This window comes from Pseudomonas sp. GL_103 (assembly GCF_057835175.1).
The window spans coordinates 6085372-6103623 of sequence record NZ_CM174420.1 but is presented as its reverse complement, the minus strand read 5'-3'; the positions used below and the strand labels follow the sequence as shown (position 1 = coordinate 6103623).

Below are 18252 nucleotides of genomic sequence, written 5' to 3'. Positions count from 1 at the left end.
ATCGAATGGTTCAGCTGTGCTCTATCGAACAGGCAGTCGATGACGTCTTGGCACGGTTGCCGGCGCATATCCACATGGGCCTGCCTCTGGGGTTGGGCAAACCCAATCACTTCGTCAACGCGCTGTATCGACGAATCGCACAGTCGCCCGAGCGACGGCTGACGATCTACACCGCGTTGTGCCTGGGGCGCCCGCCCTTGGGCGATGGTTTGCAAAAGCGCTTTCTCGAACCCTTTGTCGAGCGGGTCTTCGGCGATTATCCGGAGCTGGAATTTCTCGCCGATCTGCGCCGCGACAGTCTGCCGGTCAACATCCACATCCAGCAGTTCTTCATGCAGCCTGGCAGCCTGCTCAACAGTGCCACGGCGCAACAGGATTACGTCAGCAGCAATTACAGCCATGCGGCGCGGGACATCAATGCCGCCGGGTTGAATCTGGTGGCGCAACTTGTGGCCAGTCATGCCGAGCATCCTGACCGCTTGAGCCTGAGCTGCAACCCGGACATCACCCTCGACCTGTCGCCGATGATCGCCAAGCGCCGCGCTGCCGGAGAAACCATCCTGATGGTCGGCCAGGTGCACAACGATCTGCCTTACATGCCCGGCGATGCGGAACTCGGCATCGACACCTTTGACCTGCTGATCGATGAGAAGGACAACACCACGCTGTTTTCCACGCCGAACATGCCAGTGGGGTGTCAGGACCATTCCATCGGCCTGCACGCCAGCACCCTGGTGCGTGACGGCGGCACCTTGCAGATCGGCATCGGTTCCATGGGCGATGCGCTGACGGCGGCGCTGCTGGCGCGGCAAGCCGACAACGACGGATACAGGGCTTTGCTGGCAGACGTAAACCTCAGCCAATGGGCGCAACTGATCGAGCGCGAAGGCGGCATCGACCCCTTCGCCAAAGGCCTGTACGGTTGCAGCGAAATGTTCGTCAACGGCTTGCTGGTGCTGGCCGATGCCGGGATTGTGCGGCGCAAGGTCTACCCGGACGTGGCGACCCAACAGCAGGCGAATGCCGGCACCCTCGACGAGACTGCGCAAACCGATGGCATCTCGGTGCACGGCGGTTTCTTTCTTGGCCCGCGCAGCTACTACGAACGCTTGCGCGAATTGCCACAAAACAAGCGGCTCGAATTCAACATGACCCGCATCAGCTACATCAACGAGCTCTACGGCCAGGAAGAACTCAAGCGCTTGCAGCGCCTGGATGCGCGGTTCATCAACACCGCGTTTACCGTGACCTTGCTCGGTGCCGCGGTGGCGGATCAGCTCGAAGACGGACGTGTGCTCAGCGGCGTAGGCGGGCAGTACAACTTCGTGGTTCAGGGTCATGCGTTGGCAGGCGCGCGCTCGGTGTTGCTGCTGCGCAGCTGGCGCGAGTCTGGCGGCGACGTCAGCTCGAACATCGTCTGGGAATATGGTCACTGCACGATTCCCCGGCATTTGCGGGACATCGTGGTCACCGAATACGGCATCGCCGATCTTCGTGGCAAAACCGATGCGGCAGTGATCGAGGCCTTGCTCAATATCAGCGACTCGCGTTTTCAGCCGGGATTGATCGAACAGGCGCAGAAGGTCGGCAAGCTGCCCAAGGACTTTTGTCTCGATCCGCGCTTTACCGATAACAGTCCGCAGCGTTTGCAGGCGATTCAGGCGCGGCATCCGCAGCTGTTTCCGGAGTATCCGCTGGGCTGTGATTTCACCGAGGTCGAGCGGGATCTGTTGCGGGCGCTGAACTGGCTCAAGAGCAAGTTCAAGCTGAGCGAGGTGCTGGAGTTGGGCAAGGCAGCGCTGGATGCGCCGGAGCCTGCGTTGTTCCAGGAGCATCTGCAACGCATGCAACTGGCCAACCCGGAGGGGATGAAGGAGGATTTGTATCAGCGGTTGCTGCTCACAGGCCTCAAGGCCACCGCGCAATAACAGCCAACATAAATCAAATGTGGGAGCGGGCTTGCTCGCGAATACGTAGTGTCAGTCGACATATTCTTTGACTGATACACAGCATTCGCGAGCAAGCCCGCTCCCACACTGGTTTTGCGGTGTGGCGGCTTTACTCGATAAAGGTCACGACACCATCGGCCAGCGACTTCACGCGGGCCAGGGACTCTACGCGATAACCCTGCGAGTCCAGTTCAGCACGGCCGCCCTGGAACGACTTCTCGATCACGATACCCAGGCCCGCCACGGTGGCGCCGGCCTGCTTGATGATCGAAATCAGTGCCTGGGACGCCTTACCGTTGGCCAGGAAGTCATCGATGATCAGCACGCGGTCGCTGCTGGTCAGGTGGCGCGGGGAGATGGCCACGGTGCTTTCGGTCTGCTTGGTGAACGAGTACACGGTCGCCGACAGCAGGTTTTCGGTCAGGGTCAGGGACTGGTGCTTGCGGGCGAAAATCACCGGCACACCCAGGTTCAGGCCAGTCATGATCGCCGGGGCGATGCCCGAGGCTTCGATGGTGACGATCTTGGTGATGCCCGAGTCCTTGAACAGCGTGGCGAATTCGTCGCCGATCAGCTTCATCAGGGCCGGGTCGATCTGGTGGTTCAGAAAGGCGTCGACTTTCAGGACCTGGTCGGAAAGCACTATGCCTTCTTCGCGAATTTTCTTGTGCAGGGCTTCCATGAAGCTGTCCTCTGTTGGCGCCTTGTGCGCCCTAAGGTTTTAAAAAAGTGGTCAATTCTAGCGCTTTAACATCGCGCGTATATCCGCCAATGCGTTGTTGCCCCGCACGGCTTTGACTTCGGTCGGTGTGTCGTCGTTGCCTTCCCAGGCCAGATCGTCCGGCGGCAACTCATCGAGGAAGCGGCTCGGTGCGCAATCGATGATCTCGCCGTACTGCTTGCGCTTGGCGGCGAAAGTGAAGGCCAGGGTCTGGCGCGCGCGGGTAATGCCCACGTAGGCCAGGCGGCGTTCTTCTTCGATGGTGTCGGCTTCGATGCTGGAACGGTGCGGGAGGATTTCCTCCTCCATGCCCATGATGAACACGTAGGGAAATTCCAGGCCCTTGGACGCATGCAAGGTCATCATCTGCACGCCTTCGGCGCCGTCTTCCTCTTCCTGCTGACGCTCGAGCATGTCGCGCAGGACGAGTTTGCCGATGGCGTCTTCGACGGTCATCTCGCCTTCTTCGTCTTTCTCCAGGGTGTTCTTCAGCGCCTCGATCAGGAACCAGACGTTACCCATGCGGTAGTCGGCGGCCTTGTCGCTGGAGCTGTTGGTGCGCAGCCAATTCTCGTAGTCGATGTCCATGACCATGCTGCGCAGGGCCGAGATCGGATCTTCGCCGGCGCACTGCTCGCGCACTCTGTCCATGAAGCGCTTGAAGCGCGACAGGCGATCGGTGAAGCGGCTGTCCAGATGCTCACCCAAACCCATCTCGTCGGTGGCGGCGTACATCGAGATCTTGCGCTCGGTGGCGTAGTTGCCCAGCTTCTCCAGCGTGGTCGAGCCGATCTCGCGGCGCGGCACGTTGATCACCCGCAGGAACGCGTTGTCGTCGTCCGGGTTCACGATCAGGCGGAAGTAAGCCATCAGGTCTTTCACTTCCTGACGCCCGAAGAAGCTGTTGCCACCGGACAGACGATACGGCACCTGGTGATGCTGCAACTTCAGTTCGATCAGCTTGGCCTGGTAGTTGCCGCGATACAGGATCGCGAAATCGCTGTACGGGCGGTCGGTGCGCAAGTGCAGGCTGAGAATTTCCATGGCCACGCGCTCGGCTTCGGCGTCCTCGTTGCGGCAACGGATCACGCGGATCTCGTCGCCGTGGCCCATTTCACTCCACAGCTGCTTTTCGAACTCGTGGGGGTTGTTCGAGATCAGCACGTTGGCGCAGCGCAGGATACGGCTGGTGGAGCGGTAGTTCTGCTCCAGCATCACCACTTTCAAGGACGGATAGTCTTCCTTGAGCAGCATCAGGTTTTCCGGGCGAGCGCCGCGCCAGGCGTAGATCGACTGGTCGTCGTCGCCCACCACGGTGAACTGGTTGCGTTTGCCGATGAGCATTTTCACCAGCAGGTACTGGCTGGCGTTGGTGTCCTGGTATTCGTCGACCAGCAGGTAACGCACCTTGTTCTGCCACTTTTCCAGGATGTCGGCGTGCTCTTCGAACAGCTTCACCGGCAGCAGGATCAGGTCGTCGAAGTCCACCGCGTTGAACGCCTTGAGCGTGCGCTGATAGTGGGTGTAGACGATGGCCGCGGTCTGTTCCTTGGGGTTGCGCGCGTTTTCCAGGGCCTGGGCCGGCAGGATCAGGTCGTTTTTCCAGGCGCCGATCATGTTCTTGATCTCGTCGACGCCGTCGTCGCCCGAGTATTCCTTCTGCATGATGTCGGTCATCAGGGCCTTGACGTCGGTCTCGTCGAAGATCGAGAAGCCCGGTTTGTAGCCCAGCCGTACGTGCTCCTTGCGGATGATGTTCAGGCCCAGGTTGTGGAACGTGCAGACCGTCAGCCCGCGCCCTTCACCGGCACGCAGCAGGGTGCCGACCCGTTCCTTCATTTCGCGGGCGGCCTTGTTGGTAAAGGTCATGGCGACGATGTACTGGGCGCGAATGCCGCAGTTCTGGATCAGGTGCGCGATTTTGCGCGTGATCACGCTGGTCTTGCCGGAGCCTGCACCGGCGAGCACCAATAGAGGGCCGCCGACGTAGTTCACGGCTTCTTGCTGCCGGGGATTGAGTCGGGACATAGGTAAATTCAGGAGTCAGTCACGAAATGGGCCGGCATTTTAACAGGCTCAGCGAATTGTGCTGCTCTGTCCGACTTGTGACGCAGCACGCTATCTGTAATTGCCGGTTTTGTTACTTTCACGCAGGATGCGCAACGAATTTGCGGCTAATGTTCGTAATTCCAGTTACAAAGGGCTCGTTTTGCCAACTGATGTCATTGTCATTGGTCATCGGAACGGCATAATGCCCGTCGCCTACATCTTTGCAGAGTCTAGGGAGCTAGCTTGTCTACGCCTGTCGAACCCTTGCGTTTGCTGCTACTGGCCGAAGAGCCAGCGTGGGCAGCGTTGTTGCGCGAGTGTCTGGCTCCTATGGGGAGCTCGGCCGTGCTCATCAGCGCGCCGAGTTGGGAGTCGGTCAGCAGCCTGTTCGATGACAACCGCAGCGCGGTGTTATTGACCATCCCGCAACTTCAACCGGCGCCGGGCCGTTGCAGCCTGCCGACGGTGTTGTTGCTCGACCACGAGCCGCTGACCCCGCCCGACGGCGTGAGTGACTGGCTGGTGCGCGATCTGCTCGATCCCGGCATGTTGCGCCGTTGCCTGCGCCATGTGCGCGAACGTGGCGTCCTGGAAAACACCCTGCAACGCCTGGCCGAGCAAGATCCGCTGACCGGCATCGCCAACCGCCAGGGTTTCCAGACCCTGTTGACGGCGCGCCTGGCGGAAAACGACGGTCGCGGCCTGGCCCTCGGTCATCTCGACCTCGACAACTTTCGTTATGCCAATGACGCCCTCGGCCATCAGGCCGGTGATCGCCTGATCCTGCAAGTGGTGGCGCGGCTCAAGAGTCAGCTTGAGGCCGGCGATCAACTGGCGCGCCTGGGCAGTGATGAATTCGCGCTGCTGATCGATACCCGTCGCGCTCCCCAGCGTGCCGAGTGGATGGCCGAGCGCATCAGCGAAGCGCTGGCCGAACCTTATTGGGTCGATGGCGAAAGCCTGCTGATCGGCTCCAGCCTGGGCATCGCCTACGCCCGGGCCCAGACCGGTGCGGATCCGCTGATGTGGCACGCGCACATCGCCATGCAGCAGGCCAAAAGCACCCAGGGCTGCACCTTTCACATTTTCAACGAACGCATCAATCGCAATGCCCGCAGCATCGCTGACCTCGAAACCGAGCTGCGCCGGGCACTGCGTCGCGATGAGCTGGAGCTGCATTACCAGCCACGCCTGAACCTCGAAGACGGGCAAATCGTCGGCCTCGAAGCGTTGGTGCGCTGGCGGCATGCCGAGCGCGGCTTGCTGCCACCTAGCGAATTCGTGCCGCTGGCCGAGCAAAGCGGTCTGATTGTGCCGCTGGGCTACTGGGTGATTTCCCGGGCCTTGCGCGACATGCAGGCGTTGCTTGAACTCGGATTGCCGCCGTTGCACATGGCGATCAACCTGTCGTTCCGGCAGTTCCAGGACAGCCAGTTGCTGTCGACCCTCAGTCGCCTGATTGCCGAGCGCGGTGTCGAGGCGCAGTGGCTGGAGTTCGAGCTGACCGAGACCGCCGTGATGCGCCGCAGCGATCTGGTCAAGCAGACCATGGATGCCCTCGGGCGCCTCGGTGTGCGCTTCTCCCTCGACGACTTCGGCACCGGGTTTTCATCGTTCGTACACCTCAACAGCCTGCCGATCACCTTGCTGAAGATCGACAAGAGCTTTGTCGGCGGCATGGAACAACGCGAGGAAAACCGCAAACTGGTCCACGCGATGATCAACCTGGCGCACAACCTCAACCTCGAGGTGGTTGCAGAAGGCGTGGAAACGCCGGAGCAACTGGATCTGCTGCGCGGGTTTGAATGCGATCAGGTGCAGGGGTATTTGATCAGCAAGCCATTGCCGCTGGCCGAGTTGGTGGAATATCTGACGTTTGATTCCGGCGGGCAGAGCATCGTCGAGGCCATTTAAAAGATCGCAGCCTGCGGCAGCTCCTACAGGGGAGTGTGTTAACCCTGTAGGAGCTGCCGCAGGCTGCGATCTTTTGATCCTAATCCGGCTGAACCACCTGAAAACTGCCTTGTGCCGAAGGCTCGCGCCGAATCATCCGCTTCATCTTCCACTCAAACCCCAGCGTCAGGCTCACCGCCGCACACGCCAGCCCCAGCGCCAGGCCCCACCAGACACCCGTTGGCCCCCAGTCCAGGTGGAACGCCATCCACCACGCCGCCGGTGCGCCAATCAGCCAATAGCAACCCAGGCCGACGAGGAAAGTGGTCTTGGCATCCTTGAGTCCGCGAATGCAGCCCATGGCAATGGTTTGCACGCCGTCGAACAGCTCGAACCATGCCGCCACCGCCAACAGGCTCACGGCCAGGTTGATGACATCGCGAAACGCCGGGTCGTTGTGATCGAGAAACAAACCGACCAGCTGGTTTGGCAGTAGCCAGAAGACCATGGCGAAACACAGCATCGCCGCCGCCCCGAACGCGATGCCGACCCGCCCGGCCAGTCGCGCATCCAGCAGTTGCCCGGCGCCGTAGTGCTGGCCGATGCGCATGGTGATCGCATAAGAAATCCCCGCCGGGACCATGAACGCCACCGAGACGATTTGCAGGGCGATCTGATGCGCCCCCAGCTGTGTGCTGCCCATGGTGCCCATGCACAGCGCGGCGAAGGCAAACAGCCCGACTTCCACCGCGTAGGTGCCGCCAATCGGCAGGCCCAGGCGCCACAGTTCCTTCAGGTACTGGCGGTTCAGCCGCGACAGGCCCTGGCGCAGCGGATAGGCCTCATAAGCCGGATGCCGACGAATGTGCCACGCCAGCGCAAGTGCCATCAGGTTGGCGACAATCGCCGTGACCAGCCCTATGCCCGTCAGCCCCAGTTTCGGCAGGCCGAACATACCGGTGATCAACGCATAGTTGAGCAAGAAGTTGGCGACCGTGCCGCCCACACTGATGACCATTACCGGTGTTGCGCGGCCGATGGCACTGGTGAACCCCCGCAGGGCCATGAAGCTCAGGTAACCGGGCAGGGCGAACGGCAGGAAGATCAAAAACTGCCCGGCTGCGTTGACGTTGGTTTCGGTCTGGCCGAACAGCAGCAGCACCGGTTTGAGGTTCCATAGCAGCAAGCCGGCGACCAGCGCCATCAGCCACGCCAGCCACAACCCGGCCTGGGTCAGTCGAGTGGCCCCGACAATATCGCCGGCTCCCTGACGGATCGCCACCAGAGTGCCTACCGCCGCAATCACGCCGATGCAGAAAATCGACACGAACGAATAGGTCGCTGCGCCGAGCCCGCCACCGGCCAGCGCCTCGGGACTCAGGCGCGCCATCATCAGGGTGTCGGTGAGGACCATCAGCATGTGCGCCAACTGCGAGGCAATCAGCGGCCCCGCCAGCCGCAGGATGGCCCAGAGTTCAGTACGTGCTGGATGCTGCATGGTCATCACGCTCGATTATTAAGGGAATCAGGAAAGCACCGATTCTCGGCGCTCTGCGCGGTTTGCACAAAGGGATAAAAAGGATGGATGGCATGATTCAAACTCATGCTGGAGAGTTTCTGCTAGGGTAGGCGAACCCCGCACCAGGAGCTTTCCCAATGTCCCGTCGTCTTCCTCCCTTGTATGCCCTGCGCGCATTCGAAGCGGCGGCGCGGCACAGCTCGTTTACCCGTGCGGCCGAAGAACTGTCGATTACCCAAAGTGCGGTCAGCCGACATATTCGTACGCTCGAAGAGCATTTTGCCTGCCGCTTGTTTCACCGCAGTGGCCGCAACCTGCAACTGACCGAGTCGGCCCGTTTGCTGTTGCCGGGCATTCGCGAAGGCTTCACCGCCCTGGAGCGGGCCTGCAATACCTTGCGCGCCGAAGACGACATCCTGCGCATGAAAGCCCCGTCGACCCTGACCATGCGCTGGTTGCTGGCGCGCCTCAGTCGCTTCCGTCATCTGCAACCGGGTAACGAAGTGCAATTGACCAGTGCGTGGATGGACATCGATTCGGTGGACTTCAACGACGAGCCGTTCGACTGTGCGGTGCTGCTGGGTAACGGACATTTCCCCCCGGACTGGGAGGCGAGTTACCTGTTCCCCGAGGAATTGATCCCGGTGGGCGCCCCCAACCTGCTGAACGATCAGCCTTGGGATGTCGAGCGCCTGACCCACACCGAATTGCTGCACCCCACGCCCGACCGCCGCGACTGGCGCAACTGGCTGGAGCGCATGGGGCTGGCCGATCAGGTGTCGCTCAAGGGCGGACAGGTGTTCGATACCCTGGAGCTGGGCATGATCGCCGCCGCGCGGGGCTATGGCGTGTCCATGGGCGATCTGCTGATGGTGGCGGAAGATGTCGCCCAGGGACGTTTGAGTTTGCCTTGGCCAACCGCCGTCGCCAGTGGCGAGTGTTATTACCTGGTATGGCCGAAAACCCGGCCCGGCGGCGAACGCATGCGCCGGCTCAGCGACTTTCTGCAAAACGAAGTCCGGGCCATGGAGTTGCCGGATGTGGTGCATCTGAGCTGAAACGATGAAACCGCCGCAATGGCGGCTTCAGGCAATCTCCCGGTATTCCACCGCGGACTTGCGGCATGAGGTTGACCGGTTTCGTTGAGTCGCTGCCGAAGTCGCCATCGCGAGCAGACTCGTGATGGCATCGACTCAATTTCCGTTTGTCCCACATCTGCGGATCAATTGTCGTTCCTGGCATTTGCCACCGATGTCTCGACTTTTATGCTTGCTGAAACGTTTCATCAGGTCTATAAAAATGGCACAACTCCAAGAAAGGCTATTGCCATGACCCCACTCAAACTCTTCGTTGCCCTCAGCGCACTGTCCGCTGCCTCCCAAGCCCTGGCATGGGATTACGTCCTGCTCGACACCGACAAAGCCGCCCAGAACTGGCAAATCACCAGCCAGCAACTCGGCGTAAAAATCGACAAACCTTTCAGCGTGGCCCTGCGCACCTTGCACGGCGGTCGGCAGGAAGGCGTCAGCATCGTCGACATCGATAACGGCACGATGAAACTTTCGGTAGTTCCAACTCGCGGCATGAACGTCCTGCAGGCCTCGGTCGGTAACGTGCGCATGGGTTGGGATTCGCCAGTCAAGGAAGTGGTCAATCCGTCCTTCATCGAGCTCAACGGCCGTGGTGGCCTGGGCTGGCTGGAAGGCTTCAATGAACTGGTCACCCGCTGCGGCTACGAATGGGTCGGCCATCCCGGCATCGACAACGGCGAGCTGCTGACCCTGCACGGTCGCGCTGCCAATATCCCGGCCAACAAAGTCACCCTGCACATCGATGAAAAACCGCCGTATGCCATCAGCCTGCGCGGCGAGCTGAAAGAGCAGGCTTTCAAGAAAGTCGACTTCTCGGTCGCGACCGAACTGGTCACCGAGCCCGGCAGCGTAGCGTTCGCCCTCAACGACACCCTGACCAACAACGGCGACTATCCGAAGGAATACCAGGCGCTGTATCACAGCAACTTCAGCACCCCATTCCTGGAGCAGGGCGCCCGCTTCGCCGCGCCGGTGAAACAGGTGTCGCCGTTCAACGATAAAGCCAAAAGCGATTTGCCGGACTGGCAAACCTATCGCGGACCGACCAAGGACTACGACGAAACGGTTTACAACGTAGTGCCGTACGCCGATGCCAAGGGCGATACATTGACCGTCCTGCATAACAAGGCCGGCAGCCTGGGCGTCTCGGTCGGTTTCAACACTCAAACACTGCCCGTGTTCTCCCTGTGGAAAAACACCGATACCCAAGGCCAGGGCTACGTCACGGGGCTGGAGCCGGGAACGAGTTTTTCCTACAACCGACGGTATCAGCGGCCACTGAAGCTGGTGCCGACGATTGGGCCGAAGGAACACAAGCAGTTCCGCATCAGCTACAGCTTGCTGGCGGATAAGGCGGCTGTGGATAAGGCGTTGAAGCAGGTGAACGAGATTCAGGGTGGGCGGGAGACTGAGGTGCGGCAGACACCGTTGGTTGATCTGACCAAGGGGTGATGCCGACTAAAGCGTTGTCGGTCGGTATTGCAGCGCCTCGGCCAAATGATCACGGGTGATGCCATCGGCTCGCTCAAGGTCCGCCAAGGTGCGAGCCACCTTGAGCAGTCGATGGGCTGCACGTAGCGACAAGGTCAGTCGCTCACAGGCCGTTTCCAGCCAGGTTTCGTCAACTGTGGATAACTTGCAGTGCCTGCGCAGGCCCGGTAAATCGAGGAATGCATTGGCACAGCCCTGGCGTTTTTGTTGGCGTTCTCTTGCATTGGCAACCAGCTCGGCGGCGGTGGCTGTATCGTCGCCGGGTTTTAACGCGGGATTCAACGCCGTGGCTTCCCGAGCAACCGTCAGGTGCAGGTCGATGCGATCCAGCAGCGGCCCAGACAGTTTGTTGCGATAGCGCTGCACCATGTCCGGCGTACAGGAGCAACGACCGCTAGGTTCGCCAAGATATCCACAGGGGCAGGGATTCATCGCGGCGACCAGTTGAAAGCGCGCCGGGAAGCGTACGCGGTCCTTGGCGCGGGAAATCACGATGTGGCCGGATTCCAGTGGCTCTCTCAACACCTCCAATACCTTGCGATCAAATTCTGGCAGCTCATCGAGGAACAGCACGCCATGGTGGGCCAGGGTGATTTCGCCGGGTTGCGGTTTCGAGCCGCCACCGACCAGTGCAGGACCCGACGCCGAGTGATGGGGCTGGCGAAACGGTCGCTGTGGCCAGTGGCTCAGCGGCACACAGCTGGCGACGGACTGAATCGCCGCGACCTCCAGTGCTTCGCTTTCGGCCAGGGGTGGTAGCAGCCCTGGTAATCGGCTAGCCAGCAGTGTCTTGCCCGTACCCGGTGGCCCGCTGAACAGCAGGTTATGCGCACCCGCTGCCGCAATCAGCAGCGCGCGTTTGGCCGCCATTTGCCCCTGAACTTCATTCAAGTCGGGATAGGGTTTGCTGGCGTAGAGCAAACCGTTGGAAACGTAAGGCTCGATGGGGGTGTGTCCATTGAAATGTGCCACTGCCTGCAGCAAATGGTCCACTGCGATGACCTTCAGCCCTGACGCCAGACAGGCCTCTTCGGCATTCGCCTGCGGCACCATCAACCAGCGCCCGGCCTTGCGCGCCGCCAATGCCGCCGGCAGCACCCCACGGACGGGCCGCACTGCACCGGAAAGCGCCAGCTCCCCCAGGCACTCCACGTCATCCAGTGTCAGCGTCGGCACCTGCACGCTGGCCGAGAGAATCCCCAAGGCAATCGCCAGATCGAATCGCCCGCCATCCTTGGGCAAATCCGCCGGCGCCAGATTCAGCGTGATCCGTCGCGCCGGAAATTGCAGCCCCGAATTGATGATCGCACTGCGCACCCGGTCCTTGCTTTCCTTCACCGCCGCCTCTGGCAGCCCGACCATGGTCAGCGATGGCAAACCATTGGCCAAGTGGACTTCGACGGTGACGGCCGGCGCCTCCACGCCAACCTGGGCGCGGCTGTGGACGATGGAGAGGGACATGGTCGTTCCTTGAGCTGACGTTGGACCGCTTCCTGCGGTTGTGTGAAGGGTAGTCGGGCAGCGAAGTATTGGCGGTGCAGAGTGGGTAAGGAATGTTCGCAGGATGTTGCGAGAGTGCGACGGGCAACGTATTTGCCTCTGTGGTGAGGGAGCAAGCTCCCTAGCCAAAGCTATTGCAATGCACGAGTGGATTAAAAAATTGTCGATTAGTTGGAACGATTTATTTGGAAGATGTCGTGTTTTCAAATAAGCTGCTGCCCGTCAGCACATTACTTACGAAACTTTCGATATCAAGCTTGTTTTTGCCTTCTGCAGTATGCGTGAAATAGTTGAAATCCAAATCAATCCACCCCTGCAGTTTTGTTTCGTAGTTGTCGGGATACTGTGCTTGCTCCACTAAGGGAAGTCCCTTGTAATGATCAAGGATGCTTTGGAAGGCGTTCACTAGCTTTCCAGTGGTGTTGTATTCATATTCTGCTTCGGCAACGACTTTTTGTTGCCATGCAAATTCTTGTTTGGCCGATTCTTCCAGTGCAGCTCGTCTTTCGTTGACGGTAAAGGTGCCGCTTTCATCGTAAGTAATCAGAGCCAGCTGATCCAAGGGCATCCCGGAAAACGGATTATTGCCTGCCCCTCTCGTATATTGGGTTGCACTTTTGGCTCGTGCTAATAACTCGGGGTTGTCTGTGTCAGGGACTTCAGTATCGTGTTTTGATTTATTCGTGGTGTAGTGAGGGCTTGCCAGTTCGTTGAATGTATTTCTGGCCATCGAGGCCAGTTCTGTTCTGGTCAGCCATATATCGCGAGCCTGGGCGCGTATAGAGGCCTCGCTTAATTGGCTCGCTAACATGGACACCGTATTGCTGCCAATTGCGCCAGCGGAATCTCGGAAGGTGCTTTGGCTGATGCCTCTGTCGTCATTGAAAATAGATATCACTTTTCTTGTTCCAGTCAGGGCTTGACCGGTATTACTTACAGGGCTGCTTATTGAATTGATCATAATTTTAGCTCCTGATGTTTTATGAGTAGGAAATGATATTTTTCTTTACTGTTGGTAAGGTCTGCCGAGCGTCCTTGTGTCTCGAGGCATGCTTTACCTCATGGTGATTTCTACTGACCAAGCATAGGTGGACGGATTTGTTCTAGTTGTTCTGATGGTACAGGTAGCACCGCCGTCAGGAGTGGCCGTGTTATTCCATTTGGGGATTTTGGTTGCGCCCGGGCCGGGAGTAGTCACAAATGTTGATAAATAAACACATTTTTTACTGCCGATCTGGTAGCGCAAGTTGGCATGCGTGTAACCAGGACTTGCATTATTTTGTATAAGGTATGTATTTGAGCTGTTTGAAATAACGGAGGCTTGAGGAGTAGGGGAGGCGTTTGTTTTAGTAATGAACTCGTTATTGGTTATTGGCATGTACGTAGCAGTCTGGCTTCCAAGATTTTTAAATGTGACCGTTACAGGTGGTCCCGCGACAACTGGGCCTGTATAAAGTGCAGTAAATGTGAAAGCGGCAATCAGAGTCTTATAGGTTTTCATGGGTATTGCTCCTTGTGTTGTTATGAACATTCCTTTGGGTGTATCGCACGCGTCATAATCCATTATTCAAGCTGGACTGAATTTTTTCCGAGCGAGTGGAACGCTCGCGCTTTGAGAAGTGAGCTTAGAAAGGGTGGCTTTGAGGCGCAATCAGACCGCGGACGAGAACGTTGTAGGGCATTGCCGGGATTACTGCGGGCGGAAAGATCGCAGGCTCGGCAATTCCTACAGGTAAATCTGAAGGTCGTTCCGACTTTATCGCGAGCAGGCTCGCTCCCACTTAGATCTTCGATCTCCACCGGGTAATCGCCTGGAAGCGTTGGAGGGCGGTCGAAAAGGGCAGTGCAGCATCCGTATCAACGCTCAATGGCGAATTTGCTTCATTTGGGGTCCTAACGGACCAGAGAATGTCGAAATCGTCGATTATCACTGAGGTGAGTAATGACTAAGAATGGTTTGCGCCCGGTTCATTCTGGCGAGATCCTCAAAGAGGAATACCTGGAGCCTCTGAGCCTTACGGCTGCAGCGTTGGCCAGAGAGTTGAACGTGTCGACACCTACGGTGAACGATATTGTGCTCCGGCGTCGGGGTGTCAGCGCTGATATGGCTCTTAGGTTATCTATCTGTCTGGACACGCCCCCGGAATTCTGGCTGAACCTGCAATCGACTTACGATTTGCGTAAAGCCGAGATTGAACGAGGGGCTGCGATTCGGGATCAGGTCGAGCGGCTTGGGCACCGCGCCTGATTGTTGTCTTGGATTTATTGAACCCCACGCCGAAAGCGTGGGGTTTTCTATTCAGAATGCGTGAAGCATCTTCGCGGCTCTTTTCCACCAAGGCGCATTGATAGCAGGCCTGGGGGTAACCTGATCAGGCAATAGCTGCGGCACATCCTGCAACCGAATCCACGGCTGGTTGTTCCAGTGCAGCAGGCTCAACGATATTTCCGGCCAGTTGAGCAGGCTCAGTTGCGGGCTTGAGATCGAGCCTTGGGGCAGGTCCTACAGATGAAGCGCAAGGTCGTTCCGACCTTCAATCGCGAGCAGGCTCGCACACAGGGGGCTGCATTTCACATCAGAATTTATTCGGTCGGCGGATTCAGCTTCGCTTCCAGCTCCGCCACCTTCGCCTCAAGGCTCTCCAGCCGCGCCCGGGTGCGCGCCAACACAACCATCTGGCTATCGAATTCTTCCCGGCTCACCAGATCCAGTTTGCTGAAGCCGCTCTGCAGCAACATTTTGAACTGGCTTTCGATTTCAGCTTTCGGCAGAGGCGTGTCGCCGCTGAAGAGGCGAGAGGCGGTGCCGGTGAGGGCGTCGAGGAAGTCTTTTGGCGCGAGCATGGGCAATGTCCTGGAAACAATGACGGGCAGTGTATCACGCAGTGTCTATAGTCATTTGCGCGGGCAAGGGATGCACGCTTTTCGCGCATGGGGACGGGCGGTGTCGCACCGTTGTTGTGCGTATCGCGTCGGGTGTTGTTGCGAAGTAGCAGTCATCTGCGGGTAAAGGCTTGAAAACAGTAGTTTTTGTGGAGATGGCAAGCTTTCTGCTTAGACCCTGATGACCCATGCACTGATGCAGTCCCTTTGACGAACGCAGTGCGCCAAGCGAAGCGGGGGAGTGTTTCGTGAGGGGCGTCGGACGGGCAGGTCAGGGCCGACGATGCGTTACAAAGCCAGGCACTGCGCTTAGACTTGAGACGGGTTTGTTTTCCTGGGGCAAGTCCACCAATTCGGGAGAGAGTTTTCATGAAGCTAGTCACTGCCATCATCAAGCCGTTCAAGCTGGACGACGTACGCGAGTCGCTGTCCGAGATCGGCGTGCAGGGCATTACCGTCACTGAAGTCAAAGGCTTTGGTCGGCAGAAGGGTCACACCGAGCTGTATCGCGGCGCGGAATACGTGGTCGATTTCCTGCCCAAGGTGAAGATCGACGTCGCCATCGACGACAAGGATCTGGACCGGGTAATCGAGGCCATCACCAAGGCTGCCAACACCGGCAAGATCGGTGACGGCAAGATCTTCGTGGTCAATCTGGAACAGGCGATTCGCATCCGTACCGGCGAAACCGATACCGACGCAATCTAAGCCGCCACAAACCCAACGCCCCAGGAGAAAACAATATGACTCTGCGTAAATTCGCAGGGCTAGGAGCCCTGTTGTCCATCGTAATGCCCAGCCTTGCTCTGGCGGCAGACGAAGTGGCGGCCCCAGTCCTCAACTCCGGCGACACCGCCTGGATGATGACCTCGACAGCCTTGGTGCTGTTCATGACCATTCCCGGCCTTGCGCTGTTCTACGGCGGCATGGTTCGGTCGAAAAACATTCTTTCCGTGATGATGCAGTGCTTCGCCATTACCGGTCTGATCAGCGTCCTGTGGGTCATTTATGGCTACAGCATCGCGTTCGACACCACGGGCATGGAGCAGGGCGTCGTCAACTTCAACTCGTTCTTCGGCGGCATGGGCAAGGCATTCCTCGCCGGCATCACGCCAGCCAGCCTGACCGGCCCTGCGGCGCTGTTCCCTGAGGCGGTGTTCGTCACCTTCCAGATGACCTTCGCGATCATCACTCCGGCGCTGATCGTCGGTGCATTCGCCGAGCGGATGAAGTTCTCCGCGATGCTGGTGTTCATGGGCATCTGGTTCACCCTGGTGTATGCGCCGATCGCGCACATGGTCTGGTCCGGCAACGGTGGCCTGATGTGGGACTGGGGCGTGCTCGATTTCGCCGGTGGCACCGTGGTGCACATCAACGCCGGTGTGGCTGGTCTGGTTGCCTGCCTGGTGTTGGGCAAGCGCAAGGGCTTCCCGACCACGCCGATGGCACCGCACAACCTCGGTTACACCCTGATGGGCGCGGCCATGCTGTGGGTCGGCTGGTTCGGTTTCAACGCCGGTTCCGCCGCTGCGGCCAACGGCACCGCCGGCATGGCGATGCTGGTGACTCAAATCGCTACCGCCGCTGCTGCACTGGGCTGGATGTTTGCCGAGTGGCTCACCCACGGCAAGCCTAGCGCGCTGGGCATCGCTTCGGGCGTGGTTGCCGGTCTGGTGGCAATCACCCCGGCTGCCGGCACCGTTGGCCCGATGGGCGCGTTGGTAATCGGTCTGGCGGCTGGCGTGGTGTGCTTCTTCTGCGCTACCACCCTCAAGCGCAAGCTCGGCTATGACGATTCCCTGGACGCCTTCGGCGTGCACGGTATCGGCGGTATCCTCGGCGCAATCCTGACCGGCGTGTTCGCTGCTCCGTCCATGGGTGGCTTCGGCACCGTGACCGACATCGCCGCACAAGTGTGGATTCAGTGCAAAGGCGTGGGCTTCACGGTGATCTACACCGCGATCGCTACATACATCATCCTCAAGGTGCTGGATGCGGTCATGGGCCTGCGTATCAACGAAGAAGAAGAAGCGGTCGGCATCGATCTGGCGCTTCACAACGAACGCGGCTACAACTTGTAAGCAAGCGCGTAAAAAACTGCCCGGCTTGCCGGGCATTTTTTTGTCTGGAATTTGTCATTGAAGGCTGAGCTGAAAGGTTTTTTCCTACAGGTTTTACGATGTTTACGTCGGGTGTTTTTGTGCAGCCAAAGGCTTACAGGATTGAAGGAATATTAGGGCCTTTGTTTTTTCCCAGAGCGCGCTAGAATGCGCCCCGAACGTGCGGAGAACTGTATGTGGCAACAGACTCTGATTACCTTGCGGGCAAGGCCCCGGGGCTTTCACCTGGTAACGGACGAGTTACTCGCCGGCTTGCCTGAACTCAAGGCGTGTCGGGTCGGTCTGTTGCATTTGTGGCTGCAGCATACCTCGGCATCGTTGACCATCAACGAGAACGCCGATCCGGCGGTACGTCGCGACTTCGAACGATTTTTCAATCGTCTGATCCCACAAGGAACAGACGGCTATGAGCATAACGACGAAGGCCTGGACGACCTCCCGGCGCACTTCAAGGCCAGCGTGCTTGGCTGTCAGCTCAGTTTGCCGATTTCGGCAGGCCGGTTGGCGTTGGGGACCTGGCAAGGCGTTTATCTGGGCGAGCACCGTGATCATGGCGGTGCCCGTAAAGTCCTCGCCACCGTGCACGGTGAAGAGGCATAGCCGCTGGTCAGCAGCGGCTGTTGATTTTTTTCCGGCAGCCTTCGACAGAGGGCAAAGCTGGGCTATAACTAATCTGCTTTTCGCAAGTCATGAGGTAGAACATGAGCGACGATGATCTGGAAAACGACGACCTCGAAGTAGGCGACGACGACGAAACCGAAGAAGGTCTGGAAGCAGCGGCGGAAGACGTCGCTGAAGACGACGGCGGTGATGCGCCGGTTCCGGCCGCCAAAGGCAAGGCCAAGGCAGCGGTATCGGTCGATGAGCTGCCGAGTGTCGAAGCCAAGAACAAGGAACGCGATGCTCTCGCGCGGGCCATGGAGGAGTTTTTGGCCAAGGGTGGCAAGGTGCAGGAAGTGGAGGCCAATGTGGTCGCCGATCCGCCCAAGAAGCCGGACAACAAGTACGGCAGCCGGCCTATCTGAGCCTGCTACCC

Annotated in this window: 16 protein-coding genes and 2 pseudogenes; 10 read left to right on the top strand and 8 right to left on the bottom strand. The window is 59.0% G+C overall.

Annotated features, from left to right (window positions below; translation table 11 throughout):
* Positions 1-5 precede the first annotated feature (5 nt).
* Positions 6-1928: an acetyl-CoA hydrolase/transferase C-terminal domain-containing protein gene (locus tag AC3IP0_RS27630; protein ID WP_489326339.1), complete on the top strand. Its 1923-nt coding sequence runs from the start codon at positions 6-8 to the stop codon at positions 1926-1928.
* A 130-nt stretch (positions 1929-2058) separates the two neighbouring features.
* Here AC3IP0_RS27630 and AC3IP0_RS27625 read toward each other — a convergent pair whose 3' ends face one another.
* Entirely contained in the window at positions 2059-2631 is a 573-nt protein-coding gene (locus AC3IP0_RS27625; RefSeq protein ID WP_046038985.1) for a xanthine phosphoribosyltransferase, read from the bottom strand.
* 57 nt (positions 2632-2688) lie between these two features.
* The gene (gene rep / locus AC3IP0_RS27620) at positions 2689-4698 is read right to left on the bottom strand and encodes a DNA helicase Rep (RefSeq protein WP_046038986.1); all 2010 of its coding nucleotides are present in this window, start codon (positions 4696-4698) and stop codon (positions 2689-2691) included.
* A 264-nt stretch (positions 4699-4962) separates the two neighbouring features.
* Between rep and AC3IP0_RS27615 the strand changes: the two genes are divergently transcribed.
* Complete coding sequence (locus tag AC3IP0_RS27615) at positions 4963-6633, top strand: putative bifunctional diguanylate cyclase/phosphodiesterase (RefSeq protein ID WP_489317671.1); 1671 nt, start codon at positions 4963-4965, stop codon at positions 6631-6633.
* Between the two features lie 79 nt (positions 6634-6712).
* On the opposite strand, the gene AC3IP0_RS27610 is transcribed toward AC3IP0_RS27615, so the two are convergent.
* Positions 6713-8110 carry a NorM family multidrug efflux MATE transporter gene (locus tag AC3IP0_RS27610; protein WP_489317670.1) on the bottom strand — a complete coding sequence of 466 codons (1398 nt, stop codon included), beginning with the start codon at positions 8108-8110 and terminating at the stop codon, positions 6713-6715.
* A 158-nt stretch (positions 8111-8268) separates the two neighbouring features.
* Between AC3IP0_RS27610 and AC3IP0_RS27605 the strand changes: the two genes are divergently transcribed.
* Both AC3IP0_RS27605 and AC3IP0_RS27600 read left to right on the top strand, forming a co-directional pair.
* The gene (locus AC3IP0_RS27605) at positions 8269-9189 is read left to right on the top strand and encodes a LysR substrate-binding domain-containing protein (RefSeq protein ID WP_489326338.1); all 921 of its coding nucleotides are present in this window, start codon (positions 8269-8271) and stop codon (positions 9187-9189) included.
* Between the two features lie 270 nt (positions 9190-9459).
* Entirely contained in the window at positions 9460-10674 is a 1215-nt protein-coding gene (locus AC3IP0_RS27600) for an aldose 1-epimerase family protein (protein WP_489317668.1), read from the top strand.
* A gap of 6 nt (positions 10675-10680) precedes the next feature.
* On the opposite strand, the gene AC3IP0_RS27595 is transcribed toward AC3IP0_RS27600, so the two are convergent.
* From AC3IP0_RS27595 to AC3IP0_RS27585, 3 genes are all read right to left on the bottom strand, one after another.
* The gene (locus tag AC3IP0_RS27595; RefSeq protein WP_489317667.1) at positions 10681-12174 is read right to left on the bottom strand and encodes a YifB family Mg chelatase-like AAA ATPase; all 1494 of its coding nucleotides are present in this window, start codon (positions 12172-12174) and stop codon (positions 10681-10683) included.
* Positions 12175-12394: 220 nt separating this feature from the next.
* A complete protein-coding gene (locus AC3IP0_RS27590; RefSeq protein WP_489326337.1) occupies positions 12395-13174 on the bottom strand; it encodes a hypothetical protein in 780 nt (259 codons plus the stop codon).
* A gap of 93 nt (positions 13175-13267) precedes the next feature.
* Positions 13268-13714 carry a hypothetical protein gene (locus tag AC3IP0_RS27585; protein WP_489326336.1) on the bottom strand — a complete coding sequence of 149 codons (447 nt, stop codon included), beginning with the start codon at positions 13712-13714 and terminating at the stop codon, positions 13268-13270.
* Between the two features lie 280 nt (positions 13715-13994).
* Between AC3IP0_RS27585 and AC3IP0_RS27580 the strand changes: the two are divergent.
* Together AC3IP0_RS27580 and AC3IP0_RS27575 are read left to right on the top strand one after the other, a co-directional pair.
* Positions 13995-14147 (top strand): annotated as a pseudogene (locus AC3IP0_RS27580) (type II toxin-antitoxin system RelE/ParE family toxin); the annotation flags it as partial.
* Positions 14148-14155: 8 nt separating this feature from the next.
* Entirely contained in the window at positions 14156-14461 is a 306-nt protein-coding gene (locus AC3IP0_RS27575) for a HigA family addiction module antitoxin (protein WP_489326334.1), read from the top strand.
* A 51-nt stretch (positions 14462-14512) separates the two neighbouring features.
* Here the strand turns inward: AC3IP0_RS27575 and AC3IP0_RS27570 are convergent.
* A pseudogene (locus AC3IP0_RS27570) lies at positions 14513-14701 on the bottom strand (BRO-N domain-containing protein); the annotation flags it as partial.
* 95 nt (positions 14702-14796) lie between these two features.
* Positions 14797-15057, bottom strand: coding sequence for an accessory factor UbiK family protein (locus AC3IP0_RS27565; protein WP_046038993.1), 261 nt, complete (start codon positions 15055-15057; stop codon positions 14797-14799).
* 408 nt (positions 15058-15465) lie between these two features.
* On the opposite strand from AC3IP0_RS27565, the gene glnK reads away from it, so the two are divergent.
* The 4 genes from glnK (at position 15466) to sutA (ending at position 18241) form a co-directional block, all read left to right on the top strand.
* On the top strand, positions 15466-15804 hold the full coding sequence (glnK, locus tag AC3IP0_RS27560; RefSeq protein WP_002555808.1) for a P-II family nitrogen regulator: 339 nt from the start codon (positions 15466-15468) through the stop codon (positions 15802-15804).
* A gap of 35 nt (positions 15805-15839) precedes the next feature.
* The gene (locus AC3IP0_RS27555) at positions 15840-17177 is read left to right on the top strand and encodes an ammonium transporter (RefSeq protein ID WP_150724914.1); all 1338 of its coding nucleotides are present in this window, start codon (positions 15840-15842) and stop codon (positions 17175-17177) included.
* A gap of 213 nt (positions 17178-17390) precedes the next feature.
* On the top strand, positions 17391-17816 hold the full coding sequence (locus AC3IP0_RS27550; protein WP_008015517.1) for a secondary thiamine-phosphate synthase enzyme YjbQ: 426 nt from the start codon (positions 17391-17393) through the stop codon (positions 17814-17816).
* Between the two features lie 101 nt (positions 17817-17917).
* Positions 17918-18241: a transcriptional regulator SutA gene (sutA, locus tag AC3IP0_RS27545; RefSeq protein ID WP_046038997.1), complete on the top strand. Its 324-nt coding sequence runs from the start codon at positions 17918-17920 to the stop codon at positions 18239-18241.
* The last annotated feature ends 11 nt before the right edge of the window (positions 18242-18252 follow it).

Excerpts from the sequence above, each read along its gene's own strand:
- AC3IP0_RS27630 (WP_489326339.1), top strand. The coding sequence starts at position 6 with ATGGTTCAGCTGTGCTCTATCGAACAGGCAGTCGATGACGTCTTGGCA.
- AC3IP0_RS27625 (WP_046038985.1), bottom strand. The coding sequence starts at position 2,631 with ATGGAAGCCCTGCACAAGAAAATTCGCGAAGAAGGCATAGTGCTTTCC.
- rep (WP_046038986.1), bottom strand. The coding sequence starts at position 4,698 with ATGTCCCGACTCAATCCCCGGCAGCAAGAAGCCGTGAACTACGTCGGC.
- AC3IP0_RS27610 (WP_489317670.1), bottom strand. The coding sequence starts at position 8,110 with ATGCAGCATCCAGCACGTACTGAACTCTGGGCCATCCTGCGGCTGGCG.
- AC3IP0_RS27605 (WP_489326338.1), top strand. The coding sequence starts at position 8,269 with ATGTCCCGTCGTCTTCCTCCCTTGTATGCCCTGCGCGCATTCGAAGCG.
- AC3IP0_RS27600 (WP_489317668.1), top strand. The coding sequence starts at position 9,460 with ATGACCCCACTCAAACTCTTCGTTGCCCTCAGCGCACTGTCCGCTGCC.
- AC3IP0_RS27595 (WP_489317667.1), bottom strand. The coding sequence starts at position 12,174 with ATGTCCCTCTCCATCGTCCACAGCCGCGCCCAGGTTGGCGTGGAGGCG.
- AC3IP0_RS27590 (WP_489326337.1), bottom strand. The coding sequence starts at position 13,174 with ATGATCAATTCAATAAGCAGCCCTGTAAGTAATACCGGTCAAGCCCTG.
- AC3IP0_RS27585 (WP_489326336.1), bottom strand. The coding sequence starts at position 13,714 with ATGAAAACCTATAAGACTCTGATTGCCGCTTTCACATTTACTGCACTT.
- AC3IP0_RS27575 (WP_489326334.1), top strand. The coding sequence starts at position 14,156 with ATGACTAAGAATGGTTTGCGCCCGGTTCATTCTGGCGAGATCCTCAAA.
- AC3IP0_RS27565 (WP_046038993.1), bottom strand. The coding sequence starts at position 15,057 with ATGCTCGCGCCAAAAGACTTCCTCGACGCCCTCACCGGCACCGCCTCT.
- glnK (WP_002555808.1), top strand. The coding sequence starts at position 15,466 with ATGAAGCTAGTCACTGCCATCATCAAGCCGTTCAAGCTGGACGACGTA.
- AC3IP0_RS27555 (WP_150724914.1), top strand. The coding sequence starts at position 15,840 with ATGACTCTGCGTAAATTCGCAGGGCTAGGAGCCCTGTTGTCCATCGTA.
- AC3IP0_RS27550 (WP_008015517.1), top strand. The coding sequence starts at position 17,391 with ATGTGGCAACAGACTCTGATTACCTTGCGGGCAAGGCCCCGGGGCTTT.
- sutA (WP_046038997.1), top strand. The coding sequence starts at position 17,918 with ATGAGCGACGATGATCTGGAAAACGACGACCTCGAAGTAGGCGACGAC.